Source organism: Frigoribacterium sp. Leaf172, from assembly GCF_001424285.1.
Taxonomy (GTDB): domain Bacteria; phylum Actinomycetota; class Actinomycetes; order Actinomycetales; family Microbacteriaceae; genus Frigoribacterium.
The window spans coordinates 489,985-512,720 of record NZ_LMPB01000002.1 but is presented as its reverse complement, the minus strand read 5'-3'; the positions used below and the strand labels follow the sequence as shown (position 1 = coordinate 512,720).

The 22,736-nt window shown below is 71.3% G+C and carries 20 protein-coding genes and 2 tRNA genes; 17 read left to right on the top strand and 5 right to left on the bottom strand.

Annotated elements, in window-relative coordinates:
• Positions 1–50: 50 nt before the first annotated feature.
• The 8 genes from dnaG (at position 51) to ASF89_RS08625 (ending at position 9,921) form a co-directional block, all read left to right on the top strand.
• Positions 51–1,958, top strand: coding sequence for a DNA primase (gene dnaG, locus ASF89_RS08660; RefSeq protein ID WP_055813819.1), 1,908 nt, complete (start codon positions 51–53; stop codon positions 1,956–1,958).
• 283 nt (positions 1,959–2,241) lie between these two features.
• Positions 2,242–3,864, top strand: coding sequence for an ABC transporter substrate-binding protein (locus tag ASF89_RS08655; RefSeq protein ID WP_055797036.1), 1,623 nt, complete (start codon positions 2,242–2,244; stop codon positions 3,862–3,864).
• 129 nt (positions 3,865–3,993) lie between these two features.
• A complete protein-coding gene (locus ASF89_RS08650) occupies positions 3,994–5,091 on the top strand; it encodes an ABC transporter permease (protein ID WP_055797041.1) in 1,098 nt (365 codons plus the stop codon).
• Between the two features lie 2 nt (positions 5,092–5,093).
• Positions 5,094–6,107 (top strand): ABC transporter permease, encoded by a 1,014-nt coding sequence (locus tag ASF89_RS08645; RefSeq protein WP_055813816.1) that lies wholly within the window; start codon positions 5,094–5,096, stop codon positions 6,105–6,107.
• Between the two features lie 98 nt (positions 6,108–6,205).
• Positions 6,206–7,876 (top strand): ABC transporter ATP-binding protein, encoded by a 1,671-nt coding sequence (locus tag ASF89_RS08640; RefSeq protein ID WP_055814858.1) that lies wholly within the window; start codon positions 6,206–6,208, stop codon positions 7,874–7,876.
• A gap of 17 nt (positions 7,877–7,893) precedes the next feature.
• Positions 7,894–8,763, top strand: coding sequence for an ATP-binding cassette domain-containing protein (locus ASF89_RS08635; protein ID WP_055814855.1), 870 nt, complete (start codon positions 7,894–7,896; stop codon positions 8,761–8,763).
• Positions 8,760–9,758, top strand: a complete 999-nt coding sequence (locus tag ASF89_RS08630) for an NAD(P)-dependent oxidoreductase (protein ID WP_082489895.1) — start codon at positions 8,760–8,762, stop codon at positions 9,756–9,758. The genes ASF89_RS08635 and ASF89_RS08630 overlap by 4 nt, the downstream gene beginning before the upstream one ends.
• Positions 9,759–9,848: 90 nt before the next feature.
• Positions 9,849–9,921 (top strand) — tRNA-Asn (locus ASF89_RS08625).
• Between the two features lie 151 nt (positions 9,922–10,072).
• On the opposite strand, the gene def is transcribed toward ASF89_RS08625, so the two are convergent.
• Complete coding sequence (gene def, locus ASF89_RS08620) at positions 10,073–10,639, bottom strand: peptide deformylase (RefSeq protein WP_055797047.1); 567 nt, start codon at positions 10,637–10,639, stop codon at positions 10,073–10,075.
• Between the two features lie 41 nt (positions 10,640–10,680).
• Here def and ASF89_RS08615 point away from each other — a divergent pair, with 41 nt between their 5' ends.
• The 9 genes from ASF89_RS08615 to ASF89_RS08575 all read left to right on the top strand — a co-directional run bounded on the left by ASF89_RS08615 (position 10,681) and on the right by ASF89_RS08575 (position 19,026).
• Positions 10,681–11,595, top strand: a complete 915-nt coding sequence (locus tag ASF89_RS08615; RefSeq protein ID WP_055814849.1) for a DMT family transporter — start codon at positions 10,681–10,683, stop codon at positions 11,593–11,595.
• Positions 11,596–11,669: 74 nt separating this feature from the next.
• Complete coding sequence (locus ASF89_RS08610; protein ID WP_235476420.1) at positions 11,670–12,932, top strand: glycosyltransferase; 1,263 nt, start codon at positions 11,670–11,672, stop codon at positions 12,930–12,932.
• Positions 12,933–12,947: 15 nt separating this feature from the next.
• Positions 12,948–13,021, top strand: a tRNA-Ile gene (locus ASF89_RS08605).
• A 56-nt stretch (positions 13,022–13,077) separates the two neighbouring features.
• Positions 13,078–13,419 carry a hypothetical protein gene (locus tag ASF89_RS08600; RefSeq protein ID WP_055813813.1) on the top strand — a complete coding sequence of 114 codons (342 nt, stop codon included), beginning with the start codon at positions 13,078–13,080 and terminating at the stop codon, positions 13,417–13,419.
• Positions 13,420–13,957: 538 nt separating this feature from the next.
• Complete coding sequence (locus ASF89_RS08595; RefSeq protein ID WP_055814846.1) at positions 13,958–15,070, top strand: LLM class flavin-dependent oxidoreductase; 1,113 nt, start codon at positions 13,958–13,960, stop codon at positions 15,068–15,070.
• A 16-nt stretch (positions 15,071–15,086) separates the two neighbouring features.
• A complete protein-coding gene (locus tag ASF89_RS08590; protein WP_055813810.1) occupies positions 15,087–15,719 on the top strand; it encodes an FMN reductase in 633 nt (210 codons plus the stop codon).
• Between the two features lie 54 nt (positions 15,720–15,773).
• On the top strand, positions 15,774–16,625 hold the full coding sequence (locus ASF89_RS08585; RefSeq protein ID WP_055797057.1) for a DUF1684 domain-containing protein: 852 nt from the start codon (positions 15,774–15,776) through the stop codon (positions 16,623–16,625).
• Positions 16,626–16,688: 63 nt separating this feature from the next.
• Positions 16,689–18,350, top strand: coding sequence for a bifunctional 3'-5' exonuclease/DNA polymerase (locus tag ASF89_RS08580; protein WP_082489893.1), 1,662 nt, complete (start codon positions 16,689–16,691; stop codon positions 18,348–18,350).
• 184 nt (positions 18,351–18,534) lie between these two features.
• On the top strand, positions 18,535–19,026 hold the full coding sequence (locus ASF89_RS08575) for a DUF3145 domain-containing protein (RefSeq protein ID WP_082475128.1): 492 nt from the start codon (positions 18,535–18,537) through the stop codon (positions 19,024–19,026).
• Between the two features lie 83 nt (positions 19,027–19,109).
• Here ASF89_RS08575 and ASF89_RS08570 read toward each other — a convergent pair whose 3' ends face one another.
• The 4 genes from ASF89_RS08570 to ASF89_RS08555 form a co-directional block, all read right to left on the bottom strand.
• Entirely contained in the window at positions 19,110–20,348 is a 1,239-nt protein-coding gene (locus tag ASF89_RS08570) for a beta-ketoacyl synthase (RefSeq protein ID WP_055797064.1), read from the bottom strand.
• A 112-nt stretch (positions 20,349–20,460) separates the two neighbouring features.
• Positions 20,461–20,709 (bottom strand): acyl carrier protein, encoded by a 249-nt coding sequence (locus ASF89_RS08565; protein ID WP_055797067.1) that lies wholly within the window; start codon positions 20,707–20,709, stop codon positions 20,461–20,463.
• Positions 20,710–20,787: 78 nt separating this feature from the next.
• Entirely contained in the window at positions 20,788–21,798 is a 1,011-nt protein-coding gene (locus ASF89_RS08560; RefSeq protein ID WP_055797071.1) for a beta-ketoacyl-ACP synthase III, read from the bottom strand.
• Positions 21,795–22,715, bottom strand: coding sequence for an ACP S-malonyltransferase (locus tag ASF89_RS08555; protein WP_055813808.1), 921 nt, complete (start codon positions 22,713–22,715; stop codon positions 21,795–21,797). Before ASF89_RS08555 ends, ASF89_RS08560 begins: the two co-directional genes overlap by 4 nt.
• Between the last annotated feature and the right edge of the window lie 21 nt (positions 22,716–22,736).

Sequence of the window (22,736 nt, the reverse complement as noted above, 5' to 3'; positions counted from 1 at the left end):
CCGTCCCGTCCGCGCCCTCCGGTGTCGGCCGCGAGATCTAGGATCGTCACGTGGCAGGCCTGATCAAACGGAACGACATCGACGAGGTCCGCTCGCGGACGAGCATCGTCGACGTCGTCTCCGACCACGTCACCCTGAAGGGTGCGGGGGTCGGCTCGATGAAGGGCCTGTGCCCGTTCCACGACGAGCGGAGCCCGAGCTTCCATGTCCGTCCGCAGGTCGGTCGCTATCACTGCTTCGGGTGCGGCGAAGACGGCGACGTCTTCAGCTTCGTCCAGAAGATGGACCACACGACCTTCCAGGAGGCGGTCGAGCGACTGGCGTCGCGCATCGGCTTCGAGCTGCACTACGAGGACGGGGGACAGGCGACCGACCACGGGAACCGGGCTCGCCTGATCGCCGCGAACGAGGGGGCGCGCGAGTTCTTCGTCGAGCATCTGACCGCGTCCGACGCCGACTCGGCCCGCCGGTTCCTCGGCGAGCGGGGTTTCGACCCGGCGGCGGCCGAGCGGTTCGGCGTCGGTTTCGCACCGAAGTCGTTCGACGCGCTGCGCAGTCACCTGAAGGGCCGCGGCTTCAGCGACGACGAGCTCGTGGCGGCCGGTCTGCTCAGCAGCGGCGACCGCAGCCCGTACGACCGGTTCCGGGGGCGCCTGCTCTGGCCGATCCGCGACGTGACGGGCTCGACCATCGGCTTCGGGGCACGCCGCCTGCTCGACGACGACAAGGGGCCGAAGTACCTGAACACCCCCGAGACGCCGATCTATCACAAGTCGCAGGTGCTCTACGGTCTCGACCTGGCCCGACGCGACATCTCGAAGGGCAAGCAGGTCGTCATCGTCGAGGGTTACACCGACGTGATGGCCTGCCATCTGGCGGGTGTGACGACGGCCGTCGCCACGTGCGGCACCTCCTTCGGCGTGGACCACATCAAGCTGCTGCGACCGATGCTCGGCGATGTCAGCGGGGCGCACACGTCGGCGAGCGGTGAGGTGATCTTCACGTTCGACCCCGACGAGGCCGGACAGCGCGCCGCGTCGCGGGCCTACGCCGAAGAGCAGCGCTTCTCGGCGCAGACGTTCGTGGCGGTGGCCCCCGACGGGCTCGACCCCTGCGATCTGCGCCTGAACCGGGGCGACGACGCCGTCCGGCGACTGGTCGAGACGAAGCGTCCGCTGTTCGAGTTCATGATCCGCCGTGTGATCGACGAGTTCGACCTCGAGACCGTCGAGGGTCGCGCCGGGGCCGTCCGGGCCGGTGCTCCCGTCCTGGCGACCATGCGCGAGCAGTCGCTCCAGCGCGGGTACGCCCGGATGCTCGCCAAGTGGGTCGGCGTCGACACCGACGAGGTCGTGGCCGCCTACCAGGAGGTCGCGCGGACGACCGCGAGCCAGACCTCGATCGAGCGGGCGAAGCCGCAGAACGCCGGAGACGGTCCGCAGTCGATCACGAGTCTGCCGCCGCTGCCCGACGAACCGGCGGGCCCGACCCTGATGACCCTCCCGTCCGACCTGACGACGCGCACCGAGCGCGATGCGCTCATGGCCATGCTGCAGCAGCCGGCCGCGGTCGGCCCTCTCCTCATGCAGCGCGCCTCCCAGGCCCGGCTCGAGACCAGCGCTCTCGCCGTCGTCCGCGACGCCATCGGCGTGAGCCTCGATCGGCTCGAGGCGAGCGACTGGCTCGACGTCGTCCTCGATCACACGCCGGCGCCGTACGACGTGCTGGCTCGTGAGCTGGCCGTGGCGCCGATCCCCGAGCGCGAGAACCGGGAGATCACGACGTACTGCCGGGGCATCGTCTCGTCTCTCGTCGAGCGGGACATCCTCCGCGAGCAGGCCGAGGCCATGGGGCGGCTCCGCCGGACCGACCCCAAACAGGATCCCGAGGGCCTGCGTGAGATCCAGCTGCGCATAGTCTCCCTCGAACAGGAGCGTCGCGCCATCCGGCAGGAATGACCGGGCCCAGGGCGCGGCGCCCCGCGGCACCGCGCACGCCCCGGTGGCACCGCGCACGCCAGGCGGCACCGCGCCCCCTCTGACGAGCGCTAGCGCTCGAGCAGCCCGGCCGGGTCTCGAAGAACGGACCACGCGGCAAGGTTCATTGCGAGCCTGTAAACACTTCTCCGTGGAGTAGGGCCGCGAGTCCGGTGTGTGTTACCAATGGATCCACCCCGAATCGGGCGCGAACACAGCCGCGCCCGGGGGGTCTCCTTGCACACAGAGAAAGAGGTAACCGGATATGACATCCGACTCCAAGCTCGGACGACGCGCTCTCGCCGTCGTCGGTGGCGCCGCTGCCACCACCCTCATCCTCGCCGGCTGCGCCTCGGGCGGTGACGCCGACACCGCTCTCGACGGCATCAGCGTCGGCACGACCGACGTGATCACGTCGCTCGACCCGGCCGGCTCGTACGACAACGGCTCGTTCGCCGTGCAGAACCAGGTGTTCGGGTTCCTGATGAACTCGCCCTACGGCAGCCCCGACGTCGAACCGGACCTCGCCGAGTCGGCCGAGTTCACCGACCCGGTCACCTACACGGTCACGCTGAAGCCCGATCTGACCTTCGCGAACGGCAACGAGCTCACCTCGAGCGACGTCAAGTTCACGTTCGACCGCCAGCTGGCGATCGCGGACCCGAACGGTCCGTCGTCGCTGCTCGGCAACCTCGCGGGCGTCGAGGCCCCCGACGACACCACCGTGGTCTTCACGCTGAACGGCGCCGACCAGACCTGGCCGCAGATCCTCTCGAGCCCCGCCGCGCCCATCGTCGACGAGGACGTCTTCTCGGCCACCGAGCTGACCTCCGCCGACGACATCGTCTCCGGCGACGCGTTCTCGGGTCAGTACTCGATCACCGACTACGCCGAGAACGAGACGATCGCCTACGAGGCCAACGACGCCTACGACGGCGTGCTCGGCGCGGCGAAGACCGACTCGGTCACGGCGACGTACTACACGGAGGAGACCGACCTCAAGCTGGCCGTCCAGCAGGGCGACGTCGACGTGGCCAACCGCAGCCTCAGCCCGACCGACCTCGCCGACCTGGCGAAGGACGACGCGCTGACGGTGCACAACGGCCCCGGCGGCGAGATCCGCTACCTGGTCTTCAACCTCAACACGATGCCCTTCGGCTCGACGCAGGACGACGCCGACGCCGACAAGGCGCTGGCGGTCCGTCAGGCCATCGCCGACACGGTCGACCGCGACGCCCTCGCCAGCGAGGTCTACAACGACACGTACACGCCCCTGTACTCGGTCGTGCCCGACGGTCTGACCGGTGCGACGAAGCCCCTCGAGTCGCTCTACGGCGACGGCGAGGGCGGCCCCGACGTCGACGCGGCGACCGAGCGTCTGTCGGCGGCCGGCGTCGAGACCCCGGTGTCGATCGACCTGCAGTACAGCCCCGACCACTACGGCGCCTCGAGCGACGAGGAGTACGCGTTGATCCAGACGCAGCTCCAGGCGAGCGGCCTGTTCGAGGTCAACCTGCAGTCGACCCTGTGGGACACCTACTCGACCGAGCGCCGTGAAGACGCGTACCCCGTGTACCAGCTCGGCTGGTTCCCGGACTTCTCGGACGCCGACAACTACCTGTCGCCGTTCTTCGTGAAGGACAACTTCGTCGGCAACCACTACGACTCGGCTCAGGTGCAGGGTCTGCTGGCATCGGAGATCGCCGAGTCCGACGAGGCCGCCCGCACCGAGATCATCGGTCAGATCCAGGACGTCGTCGCGAACGACCTGCCCACGCTGCCGCTGCTGCAGGGCACGCAGGTCGTCGTCTCGCAGAGCGACGTGCAGGGCGTCGACGACACGCTCGACCCGTCGTTCAAGTTCCGCTACGCAGCGCTGAGCCGCTGATCGGCTGACCGGCCGATCGCGCGAGCGAACATGTTCCACGACGCATGACGCGCGAGGGGCGTCCCGCCATGGTGCGGGACGCCCTTTCGTGCGTCGTGCGTCGCCCCCACCCCCCGAAAGGCACCTGACGTGACGTCGCTCATCGAGGCTCCCCTCGCGAGCGAGCCGCCCACCCCCGACCCCACCGTGCGACGACGTCGTCCCGGCGGAGGATTCGGTCGCTACCTCGTGGTCCGCGCGCTCCTCATCATCCCCACCGTCTTCATCCTGGTCACCCTGGTCTTCTTCCTGATGCGCGTGGTCGGCAACCCGATCACCGCCTCCGTCGGAGGCCGTCTGACCGAGGCGCAGCTGCAGGAGCGGCTCGCCGCCGCCGGCTACGACCGTCCGATCATCGTGCAGTACCTCGAGTACCTGGGTCAGATCGTCCGGCTCGACTTCGGCACGACCGCGACCGACAACCGCCAGATCAGCGAGGTCATCGTGACCTACGGCTCGGCCACGGTCGAGCTCGTCTTCTACGCCCTGATCATCGCCCTCGTCATCGGCATCCCCCTCGGGATGCTGGCCGCGTACGTGCGCGACCGGTGGCCCGACGCGGTGCTCCGGATCCTCGCGATCCTCGCGTACGCCACGCCGGTGTTCTTCGCGGGCCTCCTGCTCAAGCTGACCTTCTCCGTCTGGCTCGGCTGGTTCCCCCTCGGCGGACGCGCCTCGACGCGGATCGGCATCGCGCTCGGGCGCATCGAGAACCCGACCGGGATCTACCTCATCGACGCCCTGAGGACGGGCAACAGCACGATCATCGTCGACGTCCTGTCGCACGCCGTCCTGCCCGCGCTGACGCTGGGCCTGCTGACGGCGGGCATCTTCCTCCGACTCGTCCGCACCAACGTCATCGGCACCCTCGGCTCCGACTACATCGACGCGGCGCGGTCGCGGGGCGTCGGCGAGCTGCGGCTCGTGCGCAAGCACGCGCTCAAGCCCGCGCTCATCCCGATCATCACGGTGATGGGTCTGCAGATCGCGATGCTGCTCGGCGGATCGGTGCTCACCGAGACGACGTTCGGTTGGCGCGGTCTCGGCTTCCAGCTGCAGCAGTACCTCTCGGCCCGCGACTTCATCGCGGTGCAGGGCATCGTCGCCGTCCTGGCGGTGATCGTCGCCGTCACGAACTTCCTGGTCGACGTCGTCGCGGCCCTGATCGACCCCCGTGTGAGGTACTGACCATGACCGACACCACCAGCACCGGCGTCCTCGCCGACCGTCGCGCGCCGCTCTGGAAGCGCCTCCCGATCGTCGCGCAGCTGCGCCGCTCCGTCGGCCTCCAGCGCGGCATGCTCGTCGCCGGCGTCGTGATCTGCGCCGTCTTCCTCCTCACCGCCGTCTTCGCACCGCTGATCGCGCCGTACGGCTTCGGTCAGCTCGGAGACGACGGGGGCACGTTCCCGCGGCAGGCGCCTCCCTCGGCCGTCCATCTCTGGGGCACGACCGTCGGCGGCTACGACGTCTTCAGCCGCGTCGTCTGGGGCACCCGGACGGCCATCGCGGTCGTCGTCGTCGCGGTCGTCCTCTCGATCACGATCGGCGTGGCGCTGGGGCTCGTGTCGGGCTACCTGGGCGGGTGGCTCGACCGGGTCCTCGTCGTCATCGCCGACGCCGTCTACGCGTTCCCGTCGCTGCTGCTCGCCATCGTCGTCTCGATCGTCATCAGCGGCGGTCAGTCGAGTCTCTGGGGCGGCATCATCTCGGCGGGCATCTCGATCACGGTCGTCTACGTGCCGCAGTACTTCCGGGTGGTCCGAGCCGAGGCCGTCCGGCTGAAGAGCGAGGCGTTCGTCGAGTCCGCGAAGGTCGTCGGCAGCAGCACGCCCCGCATCATGTTCAAGCACGTGCTCCGCAACGCCACGCGCAGCCTGCCGCTGATCCTCACGCTGAACGCGTCCGAGGCGATCCTCACCCTCGCCGCGCTGGGGTTCCTCGGCTTCGGCATCGGCCCGACCTCGGCCGCGGAATGGGGTTACGACCTCAACCGCGCCCTCAGCGACACCGCGAGCGGCATCTGGTGGACGGGCGTGTTCCCGGGTGCCGCGATCGTGCTCATGGTGCTCGGCATCACCCTCGTGGGCGAGAGCCTGAACGACCTGGCCGACCCGCGCCTCCGGACCCGCCGTCGGGCCCGCCGCAAGACGAAGAACGACACGACGGCCACCTCGGCCGTCACCGAGGAGGTCCCCGCGTGAGCGACACGACTGACACGACGGGGCGTTCGGAGTCCCGCCGAGGAGGCGCGGCTCCGGTCCGCCACGCCGCTCACGATCTTCCCCGCGAGGCTCGCGACATCGCGGTCGGCATCACGGGGCTCGAGGTCACCTTCGCGACCGACGGCGGCGACGTCGCGGCCGTGCAGGGGGTCACCCTCGACGTCCGCGCCGGCGAGGTGCTGGCGATCGTCGGCGAATCGGGCAGCGGCAAGACCGTCACCGCGAAGACGATCCTCGGGCTGCTGCCCGAGACGGCCGTGGCGACCGGCGCGGTGCTGCTCTCGGGCCGGAACGTGCTCGAGGTCTCGCCGTCCACGATGCGGGCGATGCGCGGCCGGGACGTGGCCATGGTCTTCCAGGAGCCCTCGACCGCTCTGAACCCCGTCTACACGGTGGGGTGGCAGATCATCGAGGGGCTGCGAGCCCACGGATCCATCAAGAAGAGGGAGGCGCGGCGCCGGGCGATCGACATCCTCCGACGGGTCGGCATCCCCGAGCCCGAGAAGCGGGTCGACTACTACCCGCACCAGTTCTCGGGCGGGCAGAAGCAGCGGGTGGTCATCGCCATGGCGCTCGTGCTGAACCCGTCGGTCATCGTGGCCGACGAGCCGACGACGGCCCTCGACGTGACCGTGCAGGCCGAGATCCTCGATCTGCTGCGCGATCTCCGGGACGAGTTCGGCACGGCGATCGTGCTGATCACGCACAACATGGGCGTGGTCGCCGATCTGGCCGACCGGGTCGCGGTCATGTACCTCGGCGAGGTCGTCGAGCAGGCGTCGTCGGCCGAGCTGTTCGCGGCCCCGAAGGACGACTACACGCGGCGGCTGCTCGGGTCCGTGCCGAGACTCGAGTCGAGGGGCGCGCAGGTCCAGGCCGCCGAGGCGGACCGCGACGTCGTCGTCCGCGCGACGGGACTCGAGATCGAGTACCCGGGCCGGCTCGGTCGCTCCGGGTTCCGGGCGGTCAAGGGCGTCGACTTCTCGATCGCCCGCGGCGAGGTGCTCGGTCTCGTCGGCGAGAGCGGGTCGGGCAAGACGACGATCGGACGCGCAATCGCGGGGCTCACCCCCGTGACCGGCGGTTCTCTCGACGTGCTCGGCATCGAGATGAACGGCGTGCACGAGCGCGACTTCAAGCCCAAGCGCGCCGAGATCGGGTTCGTCTTCCAGGACCCGGCGTCGAGCTTCAACCCGCTGCTGACCATCGCCGAATGCGTGGCCGAGCCGCTCATCGTCCACGGGCGGGCCGGCGACGCCCGCGCGGCCCGGAGACGGGTCGACGAGCTGCTCGAGGCGGTGCAGCTGCCGAAGGCGTTCGGCGACCGCTACCCGCACGAGCTGAGCGGCGGTCAGCGTCAGCGCGCGAGCCTCGCCCGGTCGCTCGCGCTCGAGCCGGCCCTGCTGATCGCCGACGAGCCGACGAGCGCGCTCGACGTCTCGGTGCAGGCGAGGGTGCTCGAGCTCTTCCGCGAGCTGCAGACCGATCTCGGCTTCGCGGCGTTGTTCATCAGCCACGACCTCGCGGTGGTGAACATGCTCGCCGACCGGATCGGCGTGCTGTACCACGGCGACCTCATCGAGAGCGGACCGAACGACCAGGTGCTCGGCGCCCCCGAGCACCCGTACACGCAGCGGCTGCTCGCGTCGCTGCCGGTGCCCGACCCGGTGGAGCAGGCCGCCCGGCGGGAGCGCCTCGCCGCGCTCGACCGCGCCGCGCGTGACGGCGCGGGCGGCGGGGCCGTCTGATGGCGGTGGAGCTCGACATGTCCGTGCCGGTGGTCACGGACGACCTCTCGCTCGAGTACCCGGCCAGGAGCGGTCATCCCGCTCTGCGAGCCGTCGACGGCGTCACGCTGTCGATCGCCCCGGGGGAGATCCTCGCCGTGCTCGGCGAGAGCGGTTCGGGCAAGTCGACGCTCGCCCTCGCGGTGGCCGGTCTCGTCGGTTCCGAGCGCCCCGCCGAGGGCCGTCCGCGGATCGTCGGGGGAGCGGCGAGGGTCTTCGGGGTCGATCTGCTGCGGTCGTCGCCCCGTCGCCGGGAGCGTCTCTCCGGCGCCGTCGGCTACCTCGCGCAGGACGACGGCGAGCGGCTGAGCCCCGATCTCACCGTCGGCGAGACCATCGCGCAGCCGATCTATCAGCGTGACAGGCGCTTCGACCGGACCGAGGCGGGCCGACTCGTCGCCGACCTCATCGACGCCGTCCATCTGCCGCTCGGCACCATGCTGAAGCAGACGTGGGAGCTCAGCGCCGGGCAGCGGCAGCGGGTGGCGCTCGCGCGGTCCCTGGTGCTCGAGCCGCGCCTCCTCGTGGCCGACGAGCCGGCCCGCGGCGTCGACGTCCTCGTGCGCCAGGCCGTGCTGGACGTGATCAGGAACCTGCACCGCGACCGGCAGTTCTCGGCGCTGGTCGTGACGTCGTCGGTCTCGGAGGCCCGTGCCATCACCGACCGCGTGGCCGTCATGCGCGGTGGCCGGCTGGTCGGCCTGGGGTGGATCGACGAGGTGCTCCGCGACGGGGTCGACCCGTACGTCAAGGTGCTGTCGACGACCACGCCGATCGACATCATCCGCCCCGACGAGCGGCGCGACGAGCGGCGCGACGACGGGCGCGACGGAGGGCGCGAGTCGTGAGCGATCCGACCCGGGGGCACCGGGCGACGACCACGACCGTCCGGCTGAGCCCCGAGCGCCGGCCGTCGCCCGGCCCGGTGAGCCTGGCGCCCCGGGAGAACCCCCGGTTCGCCGAGGCCGTCCATGCCGGGGGAGGCTCGATCGTGCCGCTCGGCGACGAGACGCGCGGGCTCATCTGGCTCTCGTACGCCGATCCGGAGGGCCTGCGGCGCGCCCTCGACCGCCACCCCGGCATCGAGTGGGTCCAGCTGCCGTACGCGGGCGTCGACGCCTTCTCCGAACTGCTCGCGAGTCGGGCCGGCACCGCCCTGCCGTTGTTCACCAGCGCGAAGGGCGCGTTCTCGGAACCGGTGGCGGAGCACGCGCTGATGCTCGTGCTGTCGCTGCTGCGGGTCGTGCCGTCGAGGGTCCGTGCGACCGGCTGGCAGACCGAGCAGCGCGGCCTCTCGCTCTACGGGAAGAATGTCGTCATCGTGGGCGCCGGGGGCATCGCCCTCGAGCTGGTGCGTCTGCTGGCGCCCTTCGAGACGCGGGTCACGATCGTCCGCCGGGGCGGCGAGCCCGTCGACGGCGTCGACCGCACCGTGACCGTCGACCGGCTCGACGAGGTCCTGCCCGAGGCCGACGTGGTGGTCCTCGCGGCCGCCGCGACGAGCGGCACGTCGAGGCTGCTCGACGGGCGCCGCCTGGCGATGCTGCGGCCGACCGCGGTCGTCGTGAACATCGCGCGGGGCGACCTGGTCGACACCGACGCTCTGGTCGAGGCCGTGCGGTCCGAGCGGATCTGGGGTGCGGGGGTCGACGTGACCTCGCCGGAGCCCCTCCCCGACGGGCACCCGCTCTGGGACGACCCCCGGGTCATCGTGACGCCGCACCAGGCGGACACGCCCGAGATGACCGCGCCGCTCCTCGCGGAGCGCATCACGCACAACGTCAGGGCGCTGCACGGACACGGCGATTTCGCCGGGGTCGTGGACGCCGCGGCCGGGTACTGAGATCCGGGAGCGCGTCGTGTTCGATGCGCCCCCGAATCTTTGCTACAGTTGTGTCCGCTGTCGAAGGGTTCTCTCCGAGGCAGTCGCCATTCCTCGATAGCTCAATTGGCAGAGCAGCCGGCTGTTAACCGGCAGGTTCTTGGTTCGAGTCCAAGTCGGGGAGCGAAGGCCCAGAGGCTCCACCCTCTGGGCCTTTTTCTTTGCGCTGATCCCGGCGCGCGGGCACGACGACACGGTGCGTCGCCCGCAAGGTCGGTGGACTCAGGAGGCGCGCGACGGGATCGACCGTCGCGCGCCTCCTCGGGCACTCGCCCTCAGTCCTCGGGGTGATCGACCCCGGGGAGCCAGGTGCGGCCCGGGGAGCCCCACCCCGCCTTCTTGACGGCCTTCGTCGCCGCCTTGTGGAACGGGTGCTCGAGACGATCGGTGTACAGCACGCCGTCCAGGTGGTCGAACTCGTGCTGGAAGATGCGAGCGAGCCAGCCGTGGGCCTCGATCTCGAACTCGTCGCCGTCGAGGTCGGTCGCGCGGAGGATCACGCTCTCGGCACGACGGAGGGGGAACCTCTCGCCCGGGACCGAGAGGCAGCCCTCGGACTCGTCGTCGTCGTCGAGCGGGTCGATCGACAGCGGGCTCTGCCAGAGCGTCGGATTGATGGCGACGCCGCGCCAGTCGTCGCCGTCGTCGTCCGTCCACGAGAAGACGAACAGTCGGAGACCGACGCCGACCTGCGGGCCGGCGAGCCCGACGCCGGGCGCGGCGTCCATGGTCTCGAACATGTCGGCGACGAGGGTGCGGATCGTGTCGTCGACCTCGGTGACGTCGGAGGCGGGTGAGTGCAGCACGGGGTCACCCGTGATGGTGATGGGGCGAACGGCCATTCGTCCAGACTACTGAGCGGCAGGCCGCTAGCGTGGTCGCCGTGAGCCCGAACCTCAGCGACCTGACCGAGCAGGTCTCGTTGACCCCGTTCCAGGCCCTGGGCATCCCCATCGCGCTCATCGGGGCGGTCTTCCTCTCGATCGGCGCGCAGCTGCAGCACCGCGGCGTGGCCAAGGTCGAGACCCGCCTCGGCGCCTCCCGGGGAGGCATGAGCGTCCGCCAGGTGCTGGCGTTGGTCGGCCGCCCGTCGTGGGTCATGGGGACCCTGATGCTCGGGCTGGCCGTCGTCTTCCAGCTCACGAGCCTGCGGGTGGCGCCCCTCCTCGTCGTGCAGCCGCTCGGGGCCGTGGCGCTGGTGATCACGGCGGTCCTGAACGCCCGCTCGACCGGGCGTCGCCTGACCGGGCGGATCAAGCGCTCGATCGCCATCTGCGTCGGCGGCATCGGCCTCTTCGCCACCGTCGCCGCCTTCACCGCGATCGAGACCGAGATCACGACCGATCAGCTCGTCACGGTGCTCGTCATCCTGCTCGTGGTGGGCGCGGTGCTCGCGGCGGCCTTCGTCGCCCTCCGGCACCGGCGCAGCGCGCTGTTCTACATCATCGGCGCCGGCGTCCTCTACGGCTTCGTCGCGACCCTGGCCAAGGTCGTCCTCAACAGGGTCTTCGCCGGCAACTTCGACGGGCTCAGCATCGTCTGCATCATCATGCTGATCGCGGCGGCGGCACTGGGCGGCTACTTCGTGCAGAACGCCTACTCGTCGGGATCGCCCGACCTCGTGATCGCCGGGCTGACCGTCGTCGACCCCATCGTGGCCGTCACGATCGGCATCGTCGTGCTCGGTGAGGCCGCGAACGCCCCCGGCATCGCCGTCGTGCTCTTCCTCGTGGCGGGGGCGATCGCGGTGTACGGCGTGTTCCAGCTCGCCAAATACCAGCCCGCCAAGCGAAGCTGAGCTACCGTGGTCCCGCGTCGCGGTCATCGTCGGCGGCGCACCAGCGAACGACGAGCACAAGGACGCCACGACACGTGACACCCGCCCCAGACCACGGCCTCGAACCCCGCGACGAGAACCCGATCGGAGACGGCGACGTCTCGAGCCGCCTCACCGTGCTGATCGCGGCCGACACGTTCCCGCCCGACGTGAACGGCGCCGCCAACTTCGCCGAGCGGCTCGCCGTCGGGCTCGCCGGTCGAGGGCACGACGTGCACGTCATCTGCCCGGCGGCGAACCGCCGCCACGGCACGTTCCTCGAGCAGCACGACGGCGCGACGCTGACCGTGCACCGGCTGTACTCGACGCGGTGGCCGCTCCACGACTGGCTCCGATTCGCGACCCCGTGGCGGGCCGAGGGGAACGCCGAGCGGATCATCGAGCAGATCCGGCCCGACGTCGTGCACATCCAGTCGCACATCGTGATCGGGCGCGCCGTGGTGCGGGTGGCCAACCGGCGAGGCATCCGTGTCATCGCGACGAACCACTTCATGCCCGAGAACCTCCTGGAGCACACCGGGCTGCCGCACTTCCTCCGGGCCACCGCCGTCAAGCTCGCCTGGCGCGACGCCGCCCGGACCTACACGCACGTCGCCGCCATCACGACGCCGACCAAGCGCGCGGCGGTGTTCCTCGAGCGCTCCGTCGACGTGACCGGCGTGCTCGCCGTCTCGTGCGGCATCGAGGCGGCCGACTACACGGCGCGCGACGACCGCCCCACGGCGAACCGGGTCGTGTTCGTCGGCCGGGTGACGGCCGAGAAGCAGATCGACGTGCTGCTGCGCGCCATGACGCTGCTCGATCCCTCGCTCGACGCCCGACTGACCATCGTCGGCGGCGGCGACCTCCTCAAGCAGCTGCAGCTGATGACCGTCGAGCTCGGCCTCGCCGAGCGCGTCACCTTCGCCGGCTACCTCTCCGACGCCGAGCTCCGACGCACCCTGACCGACGCCACCGTCTTCGCCATGCCGTCGGTGGCCGAGCTGCAGAGCATCGCCAGCCTCGAGGCCATGGCGTCGGGGCTCCCCATCGTCGTGGCCGACGCGATGGCCCTGCCGCACCTCGTCGACGAAGGGGTCAACGGCTACCTCTTCCGCCCCGGAGACAGCCGCGACCTCGCCGACAAGCTGACGCGCGTGCTCACGGCCCCCGACGACGAGTACCTCGCCATGCGACGCGCGAGCCTCCAGGTCATCGAGGGACACGACATCCAGCGGACGGTGAGCGTCTTCGAGTCGCTGTATCGTGGGGAGCCGGTGGCCGAGGCCACCGAGGTCGGACCGGGCCGCGCCTCCTAGGCTCCCGGTCGACACAGGGCGGTAGCTCAGCCGGTTAGAGCAGTCGACTCATAATCGATCGGTCACGGGTTCAAGTCCCGTCCGCCCTACGACACGACGCAGACGCCGTCGGCGCCCGTCGAGGCGACCGTGCGACGATGTGTGCATGTTCACCCGACGGACACCCGGCGCATCTCCCGACGACGGATTCGACGAGTCCGACCGATCGCGGCCCGGCTCGGCCTCGGGGCCGCGCTTCGGCGTCGGCGCGCAGGTCTACGTTCTGGACTCCGACGAGGATCCGACCACGCCGTTCCCGTACGGTCCGACGGGCATCATCGTCCGCGCGGGCGGGTCGGCGTGGCAGGGCGTCTCGGCGATCGGCGGCTCCGCCCGGACCTGGTCGGTCGAGTTCGCCTCGCCGCAGCTCGACCGCGACGGCGAGGGCCCCGTCACGTCCGCGTCGGTCGCCGAGCGGTTCCTCCGCCTCGCCCCGCCCCTCGGCTGAGCCCCGCCGCTCGGCTGAGCCCCGCCGCTCGGCTGAGCCCTGCCGCTCGGCTGAGCCCCGCCCCCTCCTGCTCCCGCCGTCGGCAACTCCTCCTCGGTGCTCGCCGTCGGCCCGTTGCGGCCCCGCAGCGTGCCGTGTGTGCAGAGAGGAGGAGTTGCCGACGTGCCGGAGGTCGGCGCTGGGCTGGGTGACCTCGGGTGGTCGAGGTCGCCTCGCCCTGTCGGCAACTCCTCTTCGGTGCTCGCCGTCGGCCCGTTGCGGCCCCGCAGCGTGCCGTGTGYGCAGAGAGGAGGAGTTGCCGACGCTGAAGCGGTCGGCGAGGACCGGCGGGGCGGCGGCGACCGTCGGCGGGATGCCGACAGCGACCGGCGGCGCAGCGGCGGCCGGCAGGCGCGGCGGGACGGCGGGCCGCGCAGCGGCGGCGGCGGCGGGCCGCGCGGCGGCGGCGGCGGGCCCCGCACTGGCGGGAATGACCGACGCCCGCGGGCGGTTCCCCCAGGTGCATACAAACGCATAGACAATGACTAAGGTGGACGGCATGCAGTTCGGAATCTTCTCCGTCGGAGACATCACCCCCGACCCCACGACCGGGCGAGCGCCCACAGAGCACGAGCGCCTGCTCGCCATGGTCGCCATCGCCAAGAAGGCCGAGGAGGTCGGCCTCGACGTGTACGCGGCCGGCGAGCACCACAACCCTCCCTTCGTCAACTCGAGCCCGACGACCCTGCTGGCCTACATCGCGGCCCAGACCGAGCGGATCATCCTCAGCACCGCGACGACGCTCATCACGACGAACGACCCGGTCAAGATCGCCGAGGACTTCGCCCTCCTCCAGCACCTCGCCGGCGGGCGCGTCGATCTGACGCTCGGCCGCGGCAACACCGGCCCGGTCTACCCCTGGTTCGGCAAGGACATCCGCCAGGGCATCAACCTCGCCATCGAGAACTACGCTCTGCTGCATCGCCTCTGGCGCGAGGACGTCGTCGACTGGAAGGGCCGTTTCCGCACGCCGCTGCAGGGCTTCACGTCGACGCCGCGGCCCCTCGACGATGTGCCGCCGTTCGTCTGGCACGGTTCGATCCGCAGCCCCGAGATCGCCGAGCAGGCGGCCTACTACGGTGACGGCTTCTTCGCCAACCACATCTTCTGGCCGGCGTCGCACACGAAGCAGATGGTCGAGCTGTACCGCTCGCGCTACGAGCACCACGGTCACGGCCGTGCCGATCAGGCGATCGTGGGTCTCGGCGGTCAGGTGTTCCTCGCGAAGAACTCGCAGGACGCCGTCCGCGCCTTCCGCCCCTACTTCGACTCCGCGCCGGTCTACGGTCACGGCCCGAGCCTCGAGGACTTCACGTCGCAGACGCCGCTGACGGTCGGCAGCCCGCAGGAGGTCATCGACAAGACCCTGGGCTTCCGCAACTACGTGGGCGACTACCAGCGTCAGCTGTTCCTCATCGATCACGCCGGTCTGCCGCTGCAGACGGTGCTCGACCAGCTCGACATCCTGGGCGAGGAGGTCGTCCCCGTGCTGCGGCGCGAGTTCGCCGTGAACCGCCCCGAGCACGTCCCCGACGCGCCGACGCACGCGGCCCGGGTCGCCGACGGACTGACGAGCGCGGACGCGCCGGCTCCGGCCGTCGCGGCGCACTGAGCCGAGGAGGCGCGCCATGGCTTCCAAGCACGTCGTCGTCGTCTCGGCGGGGCTGGGTCAGCCCTCCTCCACCCGTCTCCTGGCGGACCGTCTCGCCGAGGCGACCGCCCGGTCGATGCTCGCGGCGGGCGTCCCCGCCGAGTTCGAGGTGGTCGAGGTGCGGGACCTCGCGCACGAGATCACCGACGCGATGCTGACGGGGTTCGCCCCGGAGGCGCTGGCCGGCGTGATCGACCGGGTCACCCGGGCGGACGGCCTCATCGCGGTGACCCCGGTGTTCACCGCGTCGTACAGCGGACTCTTCAAGTCGTTCTTCGACGTGATCGACAAGGATGCGCTGGCCGGCACGCCGGTCCTCGTCGGGGCGACCGCGGGCACGGCACGGCACTCGCTCGTGCTGGATCATGCGCTCCGGCCGCTCTTCTCGTATCTGAGGTCCGTGGTCGTTCCGACGTCGGTGTTCGCGGCATCCGAGGACTGGGGCGCCGGTGACGAGACGATCACGGGGCTGCCCGAGCGGGTGAGCCGCGCGGCCGGCGAGTTCGCCGACCTCGTCGCGACCCGTTCGACCGAGCGCGGCGACCCGTTCGCCGACGTCGTGCCCTTCGCGGAGCAGCTCAGACGACTCGCCGGCGACGATCCGCTCTGAGCGGGCATGCTCGCACGGTGCGCCGTGTTGGACCCGCAGACGAGAGGAACGATCATGAGCAGCACGTCACCAGGAGACGAGACGGGCGCGTCGCCGTCGGTCGAGTTGACGAGGTTCCACGCCCTGCGCCGCACCCGGGTGACGTCGCCCACCGGTCCGCTCGCGCTGGTGAACACGCAGTGGGTCGACGGTGAGCAGCCGATCTGGGGAGTCGCCGGGATCTGGGCTCCCACGCCCGCGGGCGTCTCGGGGCTGATGGTCACGGCCGGCGCCGACGACGGGGTGAGCGTCGACGACGTGCTCGTCGACGGGACGGCCCTGGTGGCGGGGGACGACGCCGGGACGCCGGGCCGGGTGTCGTTCGCCGGCGGTGCGACGGGGACGGTGATCGCGAACGACGACGGGTCGTCGTACGCCCTCCGGGTGTGGGACTCCCGCTCCGACGCGGCGACCGCGTTCGGGTCGATCGACGCCTACCCCTACGACGCGTCGTGGGTGGTGACGGCGGAGTTCGTCCCGACCGAGCCCGGCACCGAGATCGACATCCGCCACCAGAAGGACCTCGACCTCAGCAGGCCGAAGCCGCTCCCGGGACTCATCCGGTTCCGCCGGGACGGTGTCGACTACGAGCTCGCAGCGTTCCCCAGCGGCCAGGGTGACCGCCTGCAGCTCGTCTTCGCCGACGGGACCACGGGCGACACGACCTACTCGGTCGGACGCTTCCTCTTCCCGACCCCGGAGTCCGACGGCACGATCGTCCTCGACTTCAACCGCGCCGTCCTGCCGCCCTGCGCCTTCTCGTACAACTTCAACTGCCCCATCCCACCCGCGCAGAACCGTCTGCTCGTCCGGGTCGAAGCGGGGGAGAAGAACGTGCTCGACCGGTCGGGCGCCCTCCTGCACTGACTCCCGCGGGGGACGACGCACGCAGACGACCGGGCCGCCCTTCCGACGTCGGTGGCCGGTGGCATGATCGAGAGCGTGTTCATCGTCCTCCGCCGTCTGCCCGACGGCCGAGTCGAGTTCACGCCCGTCGACCGTGACGCCTCCGACTGTGCCCCGGTGGCCGCAGCGCCGATCGTGGTCGCCGAGGCCGAGCTGGCGATGGCCGTCGCCACGCGCGAGGTGGAGGAGTCCCCGCGCTGGGTCTGGGACGACACCCGCAGCTGGTACCCGCGCCTCCTCGGCCTGGGCGTCCGCGTCGCTCGCTGCATCGACCTGCGGCTGTGCCACGCGATCCTGCGGCGGTCAGCCGCGACGAGCGGGAGCGAGCTGCACGGGACGCCGCCCGGACCGTACGACGGCCCGCAGGCGGAGCTGGCGCAGGGGGACGGCCTGTTCGACGTCGTCCCCGAGTCGCTGCCCGACCCGCTGGCCGAGTTCCTGCGCCAGCGTCGCGCCGTCGAGTCGAGCGCGCACCGCGAGGGGCTCGAGCTGCTCACGAAGGCCGAGTCCGCCGGGGCGCTGGTCGCCTGCGAGATGCAGCACCGCGGCATCCCGTGGTCGGCACGGGTGCACGACGGTCTGCTGACCGAGGCGCTGGGCCCCCGCCCGGTCCGCGCCGGCGACCGACCGGCCGCGATGTCCGCCGACGTCGTGGAGATCCGCGCGGCCCTCGCCGCCCCGGACCTCAACCCCGACTCGCCCGCCGAGCTGCTCAAGGCGCTCAACCGGGTCGGCCTGCCCGTCACGTCCACGAGCAAGTGGGAGATCCAGCGGCACGAGCACCCGGTGGTCGAGCCGCTGCTGCGCTACAAGCGCCGGCAGCGCCTCCTCGTAGCGAACGGCTGGGCCTGGGTCGACGCCTGGGTCCGGCAGGGCCGGTTCCGGCCCGACTACGTGCCCGGCGGGGTCGTGACGGGCCGGTGGGCCACGAGCGGGGGAGGCGCGCTGCAGCTGCCGAAGGCCGTCCGCGCGGCCGTCGTGGCCGACCCGGGCTGGAAGCTGATCGTGGCCGACGCCGCGCAGCTGGAGCCGCGCATCCTCACCGGGCTCTCGCGGGATGCGGCGATGGCGGCGGCGGGTGAGGGCGACCTGTACGAAGGGATCGTGACGAGCGGGGCGGTGGCGTCGCGCGCCGAGGCCAAGGTGGCGATGCTCGGAGCGATGTACGGCGCGACGCAGGGCGAGAGCGGACGACTCGTGCCCCGGCTCGCCCGACGGTTCCCCCGCGCCATGGAGTACGTCGAGTCCGCCGCCCGGACGGGCGAGGCGGGCGGTGTCGTCAGCACCCTGCTCGGGCGCAGCTCGCCGCGGCCCGGCGAGGCCGTCGCCGCCGATCTGCCGCCCGAGATGGACCGGGGGCCCGTCGGCCGCGACGCCCGGGCCTGGGGGCGCTTCACGCGCAACTTCGTCGTGCAGGGCACCGCCGCCGAATGGGCGCTGTGCTGGATGGGCGCGACCAGGGCCGGCCTGCACGCGCGCTTCGCCGGGCTCGGTGAGGGGGCGCCGCACCTCGTGTTCTTCCTGCACGACGAGATCGTCGTCCACGCCCCGGCGGATGTCGCCGACGAGGTGGTCGGGGTCGTCGAGACCAGCGCTGCGGCGGCCGGGCGTCTCCTCTTCGGCGACGCCCCGGTGCGATTCCCCGTGACCGTCGCCGTCGTGGACGACTACTCGCAGGCGAAGTGATCCTGCCCGCTCACCCATTGGCAGGAGTTACACAGTTGTGATCCGAGGTCCCGGTCTGCGATGATTCAGCCAGCGGACCAGTCCGTTCACAATCTCATACAGCACGAGAAGCCACCGTTTCACTCGTTCACCAGGTCGATGGGGAAGTCGCACCTAACCGGATGGAGGAATCGTGGCTGCTGCAATGGCTCGGGGAGTGCTTTATGTGCACTCGTCCCCTCGTGCACTGTGCCCACATGTCGAGTGGGCTGTCGGTCGTGCCCTGGGGCACGCCGTCAACTTCGCCTGGGTCGACCAGCCGATCCTCGGCGGCTCCCAGCGGACGGAGTTCTCCTGGCAGGGCGACGAGGGCGCGGGCGCCCGCATCGCGTCGGCTCTCCGCGGTTGGGAGCACCTCCGCTACGAGGTGACCGAGGACCCCGATGCGCAGCACGACGGCGGGCGGTGGATGCACACGCCGGACCTCGGCATCTTCTTCGCGCAGACGGACACGGCCGGCAACACGGTCGTCCCGGAGGACCGCGTCCGCTACGCCATGGAGGTCGCGGGCTCCAACGCGCTCGAGCTGCACCGCGAGCTGCGTCTCGCCCTCGGACAGGCCTGGGACGACGAGCTCGAGCCGTTCCGCTACAGCGGCGAGGGCAACCCCGTGGTCTGGCTGCACAAGGTCGGCTGATCGCCGGCGCCGCTGCGCGAGACGCCGCGACGGACGAAGGAGGCGCGGGTCGTGTTCACACGACCCGCGCCTCCTTCTGCGGTTCAGACCGACCGGAAGCCGATGACGGCGTTGTGCCCGCCGAAGCCGAACGAGTTGCTGAGGGCGACGATCTCGCCGTCGGGCAGGGCCCGGGGCTCGCCGACGACGACGTCCATGTCGATCTCGTCGTCCATCTGCGTGACGTTGATCGTCGGGGGAGCGACGCGCTCGTGCAGCGCCTTGACGGTGAAGAGCGCCTCGATGCCGCCGGCTCCGCCGAGGAGGTGCCCGGTCGCCGCCTTGGTCGCCGAGACGATCAGCCGGGGCGTGTGCTCGCCGAAGACCCGCTTGATGGCGTGGTACTCGGCGATGTCGCCGACCGGCGTGCTGGTCGCGTGGGCGTTGACGTGCACGACCTGCTCGCGCTCGATGCCGGCGTTCTCGAGGGTGGCGATGACCGCCCGGGCGGCGCCGTTGCCCTCGGGGTCGGGGGCGGTGATGTGGTACGAGTCGCTCGTGACCGCGCCGCCGATCAGCTCGGCGTAGATGCGGGCGCCGCGGGCGAGCGCGTGCTCCTCGGTCTCGAGGACGAGAGCGGCGCCTCCTTCGGCGAGGACGAAGCCGTCGCGGGTCACGTCGTAGGGACGTGAGGCCGTCGCGGGGTCGTCGTTGCGCTTCGAGAGCGCCTGCATGGCGGCGAACGACGCCAGGGGCATGGGGTGGATCGCGGCCTCGGAGCCGCCGGCGATCGCGATGTCGGCGAGCCCGGACTGGAGGTGGTCGTACGCCATGGCGATCGACTCGGTGCTCGAGGCGCACGCGGACACGACGGTGCGGGCACCGGCGCGGGCGCCGAGCGTCATCGAGATGGCGGCGGCGGGGCCGTTCGGCATGAGCATGGGGACGGTCATGGGGAGGACCCGTCGCGGGCCCTTCTCGCGGAGGGTGTCCCAGCCGTCGAGGAGGGTCCAGACGCCGCCGATGCCGGTGGCCCAGTCGACGATGAACCGCTCGGGGACGACCTCGGGCGAGCCGGCGTCGGCCCAGGCCTCGCGGGCGGCGGTGAGGGCGAACTGGCTGGAGGGGTCGAGGCGCTTGGTCTCGCGGCGGTCGAGCACGTCGGCGGACGGCACGCGGGCCTGCCCGGCGAAGGTGACGGGCAGCTCGTACTTGGCGACCCACTCCTGCTCGAGGGTCGTGATGCCCGACTGGCCCGCCAGCAGGTTCTGCCAGCTCTCGACGGCGGTCCCGCCGAGGGGGGTGGTGGCACCGAGGCCGGTGACGACGATCTTCTTGGTCATGACGATTCTCCTGGAGGGACGGCCCGGGACGGGCGTGCGGCCTGTCGGACGGGCGGCTCCGACGACGGGGCGCCCGGTCGTCCCCTCGCGGGGACGACCGGGCAGCTGACGTCTAGTCCTGTGCCTTGGTGATGAAGGTGACGGCGTCGCCGACGGTCTTGAGGTTCTTGACCTCTTCGTCGGGGATCTTGACGTCGAACTTCTCTTCGGCGTTGACGACGATGGTCATCATCGAGATCGAGTCGATGTCGAGGTCGTCGGTGAACGACTTGCCCATCTCGACCGTGTCGGTCGCGATGCCGGTCTCGTCGTTGATCAGCTCGGCCAGGCCGGCGAGGACTTCTTCGGTGGACAGTGCCATGGTGTTGTTCTCCTTGAGGGGTGTCGGTTGACCGGGGGAAAGCCTATAAGGCGGGGAGCTCGTTGGAGGGGCGGCGCGCTACGGGAGCACGACGACCTGCGCGCCGAAGACGAGGCCGGCGCCGAAGCCGATCTGCAGGGCGAGACCGCCGCTCAGCTCGGGGTGCTCGTCCAGGAGGCGGTGGGTGGCGAGGGGGATGCTGGCCGCCGAGGTGTTGCCCATCGTCGCGATGTCGCGGCCGATGACGACCGACTCGGGCAGGCCGAGCTGCTTCGCGAACTCGTCGATGATGCGCATGTTGGCCTGGTGGGGGACGAACGCGGCGAGCTGGTCGGCCGTGACGCCGGCGCGCTCGAGGGCGAGGCGGGCGACCTTGACCATCTCCCAGACGGCCCAGCGGAAGACCGTCTGGCCTTCCTGGCGGAGGGTCGGCCAGGCGATCTCGCCCGCCCCCTCGCGGTACTCGAGCATGGTGTTCGTCATGCCGATGGCGTCCCACTTCGAGCCGTCGGAGCCCCAGACCGTCGGGCCGATCCCGGCCGACTCGGCCGGTCCGACGATCGCGGCGCCGGCGCCGTCGGCGAGCAGGAACGAGATCGTGCGGTCGGTGGGGTCGATGACGTCGCTGAGCTTCTCGGCGCCGACCACGAGGACGTACTCGGCGAGGCCGGACTTGACGAACGAGTCGGCTTGCGCGATGCCGTAGGTGAACCCGGCGCAGGCGGCCGAGATGTCGTAGGCGGCGGCGGGGTTGGCGCCCACCCGCTCGGCGAGGAGCGAGGCCACCGACGGGGTGGCGACGCCCGCCCCGATGGTCGAGACGAGGACGGCGCCGATCTGGTCCGGGCGGATGCCCGACTTCTCGATGGCCTCCTTCGACGCGGCCTCGGCGAGGTCGACGACCTTGACGTCCTTGCCGGCGCGACGGCGGGTGACCACGCCGGTCCGCTGCTGGATCCACTCGTCCGACGAGTTGATCGGCTCGACGATGTCGGCGTTCGGCACGACGTTCTCGCCGCGTGCGGCGCCGAGCGCGTAGATGCGCGTGAACTGCGCGCCGGTGGTCTGGTTCAACTGCGGGGTGGTCATGCTGCTCCCTCGATGAGGTCGACGGCGGCCGTGAGGTCGTCGGGTGTCGTGATCGCGACGGAGGGGACGCCCCGCAGCGCGCGTTTGGCGAGGCCGGTGAGGGCCCCGGCCGGAGCCAGCTCGATCAGCCCGGTGACGCCCGCGGCCGCGAACGACTCCATGGTGGCGTCCCAGCGGACGGGCGACGAGACCTGACCGACGAGGAGGTCGACGAATCGGGCGCCCTCGGTGACGACGCCGCCGTCGCTGTTGGTCCACAGGGTGAGGGTGGGGTCGGACGCGGCCACACCCGATGCCGCGTCGCGAAGACGTTCGACGGCCGGCTGCATGTAGCGCGTGTGGAACGCTCCGGCCACCTGGAGGGGGATCACCCGAGCCTTCGCGGGCGGCTGCTCGGCGAGGGCCGCGAGGGCCGACAGCTCGCCGGCGACGACGATCTGCCCGCCGCCGTTGTAGTTGGCCGGCTCCAGTCCGAGCTCGTCGAGACGGGCCAGCAGCTCGGCATGGTCGCCGCCGAGCACGGCGCTCATGCCCGTCTCGACCCGACCGGCGGCGTCGGCCATGGCGCGGCCCCGCTCGGCGACGAGCGAGACGGCGTCGGTGTCGCTGAGCACCCCGGAGACCGCGGCCGCCGTGAACTCTCCGACGGAGTGCCCGGCGACCCCGGCGATGCGCGAACGGTCCACGCGGGAGAAGAGGGCGTGCGCCGTCATGATGCCGGCCGCGACGATCAGGGGCTGGGCGACCGCCGTGTCCCGGATGGTCTCGGCGTCGGACGTGGTGCCGTGGGCGACGAGGTCGACGTCGGCCGCCTGGGACAGTTCGCCGAGCAGCGACGCCAGCTGCGGGTCGGCGAGCCACGGTTCGAGGAATCCGGGTTTCTGGGAGCCCTGGCCGGGCGCAACGACAACGATCACTGATCCATCATGCCGCCCCGA

Bases quoted from the DNA above. Each gene is read 5' to 3' on its own strand.
- ASF89_RS08585 (WP_055797057.1), top strand. From the start codon at position 15,774: ATGAGCAGCACGTCACCAGGAGACGAGACGGGCGCGTCGCCGTCGGTC.
- ASF89_RS08595 (WP_055814846.1), top strand. From the start codon at position 13,958: ATGCAGTTCGGAATCTTCTCCGTCGGAGACATCACCCCCGACCCCACG.
- ASF89_RS08565 (WP_055797067.1), bottom strand. From the start codon at position 20,709: ATGGCACTGTCCACCGAAGAAGTCCTCGCCGGCCTGGCCGAGCTGATC.
- ASF89_RS08600 (WP_055813813.1), top strand. From the start codon at position 13,078: ATGTTCACCCGACGGACACCCGGCGCATCTCCCGACGACGGATTCGAC.
- ASF89_RS08575 (WP_082475128.1), top strand. From the start codon at position 18,535: ATGGCTCGGGGAGTGCTTTATGTGCACTCGTCCCCTCGTGCACTGTGC.
- ASF89_RS08645 (WP_055813816.1), top strand. From the start codon at position 5,094: ATGACCGACACCACCAGCACCGGCGTCCTCGCCGACCGTCGCGCGCCG.
- ASF89_RS08655 (WP_055797036.1), top strand. From the start codon at position 2,242: ATGACATCCGACTCCAAGCTCGGACGACGCGCTCTCGCCGTCGTCGGT.
- ASF89_RS08635 (WP_055814855.1), top strand. From the start codon at position 7,894: ATGTCCGTGCCGGTGGTCACGGACGACCTCTCGCTCGAGTACCCGGCC.
- def (WP_055797047.1), bottom strand. From the start codon at position 10,639: ATGGCCGTTCGCCCCATCACCATCACGGGTGACCCCGTGCTGCACTCA.
- ASF89_RS08590 (WP_055813810.1), top strand. From the start codon at position 15,087: ATGGCTTCCAAGCACGTCGTCGTCGTCTCGGCGGGGCTGGGTCAGCCC.
- ASF89_RS08560 (WP_055797071.1), bottom strand. From the start codon at position 21,798: ATGACCACCCCGCAGTTGAACCAGACCACCGGCGCGCAGTTCACGCGC.
- ASF89_RS08570 (WP_055797064.1), bottom strand. From the start codon at position 20,348: ATGACCAAGAAGATCGTCGTCACCGGCCTCGGTGCCACCACCCCCCTC.
- ASF89_RS08580 (WP_082489893.1), top strand. From the start codon at position 16,689: ATGATCGAGAGCGTGTTCATCGTCCTCCGCCGTCTGCCCGACGGCCGA.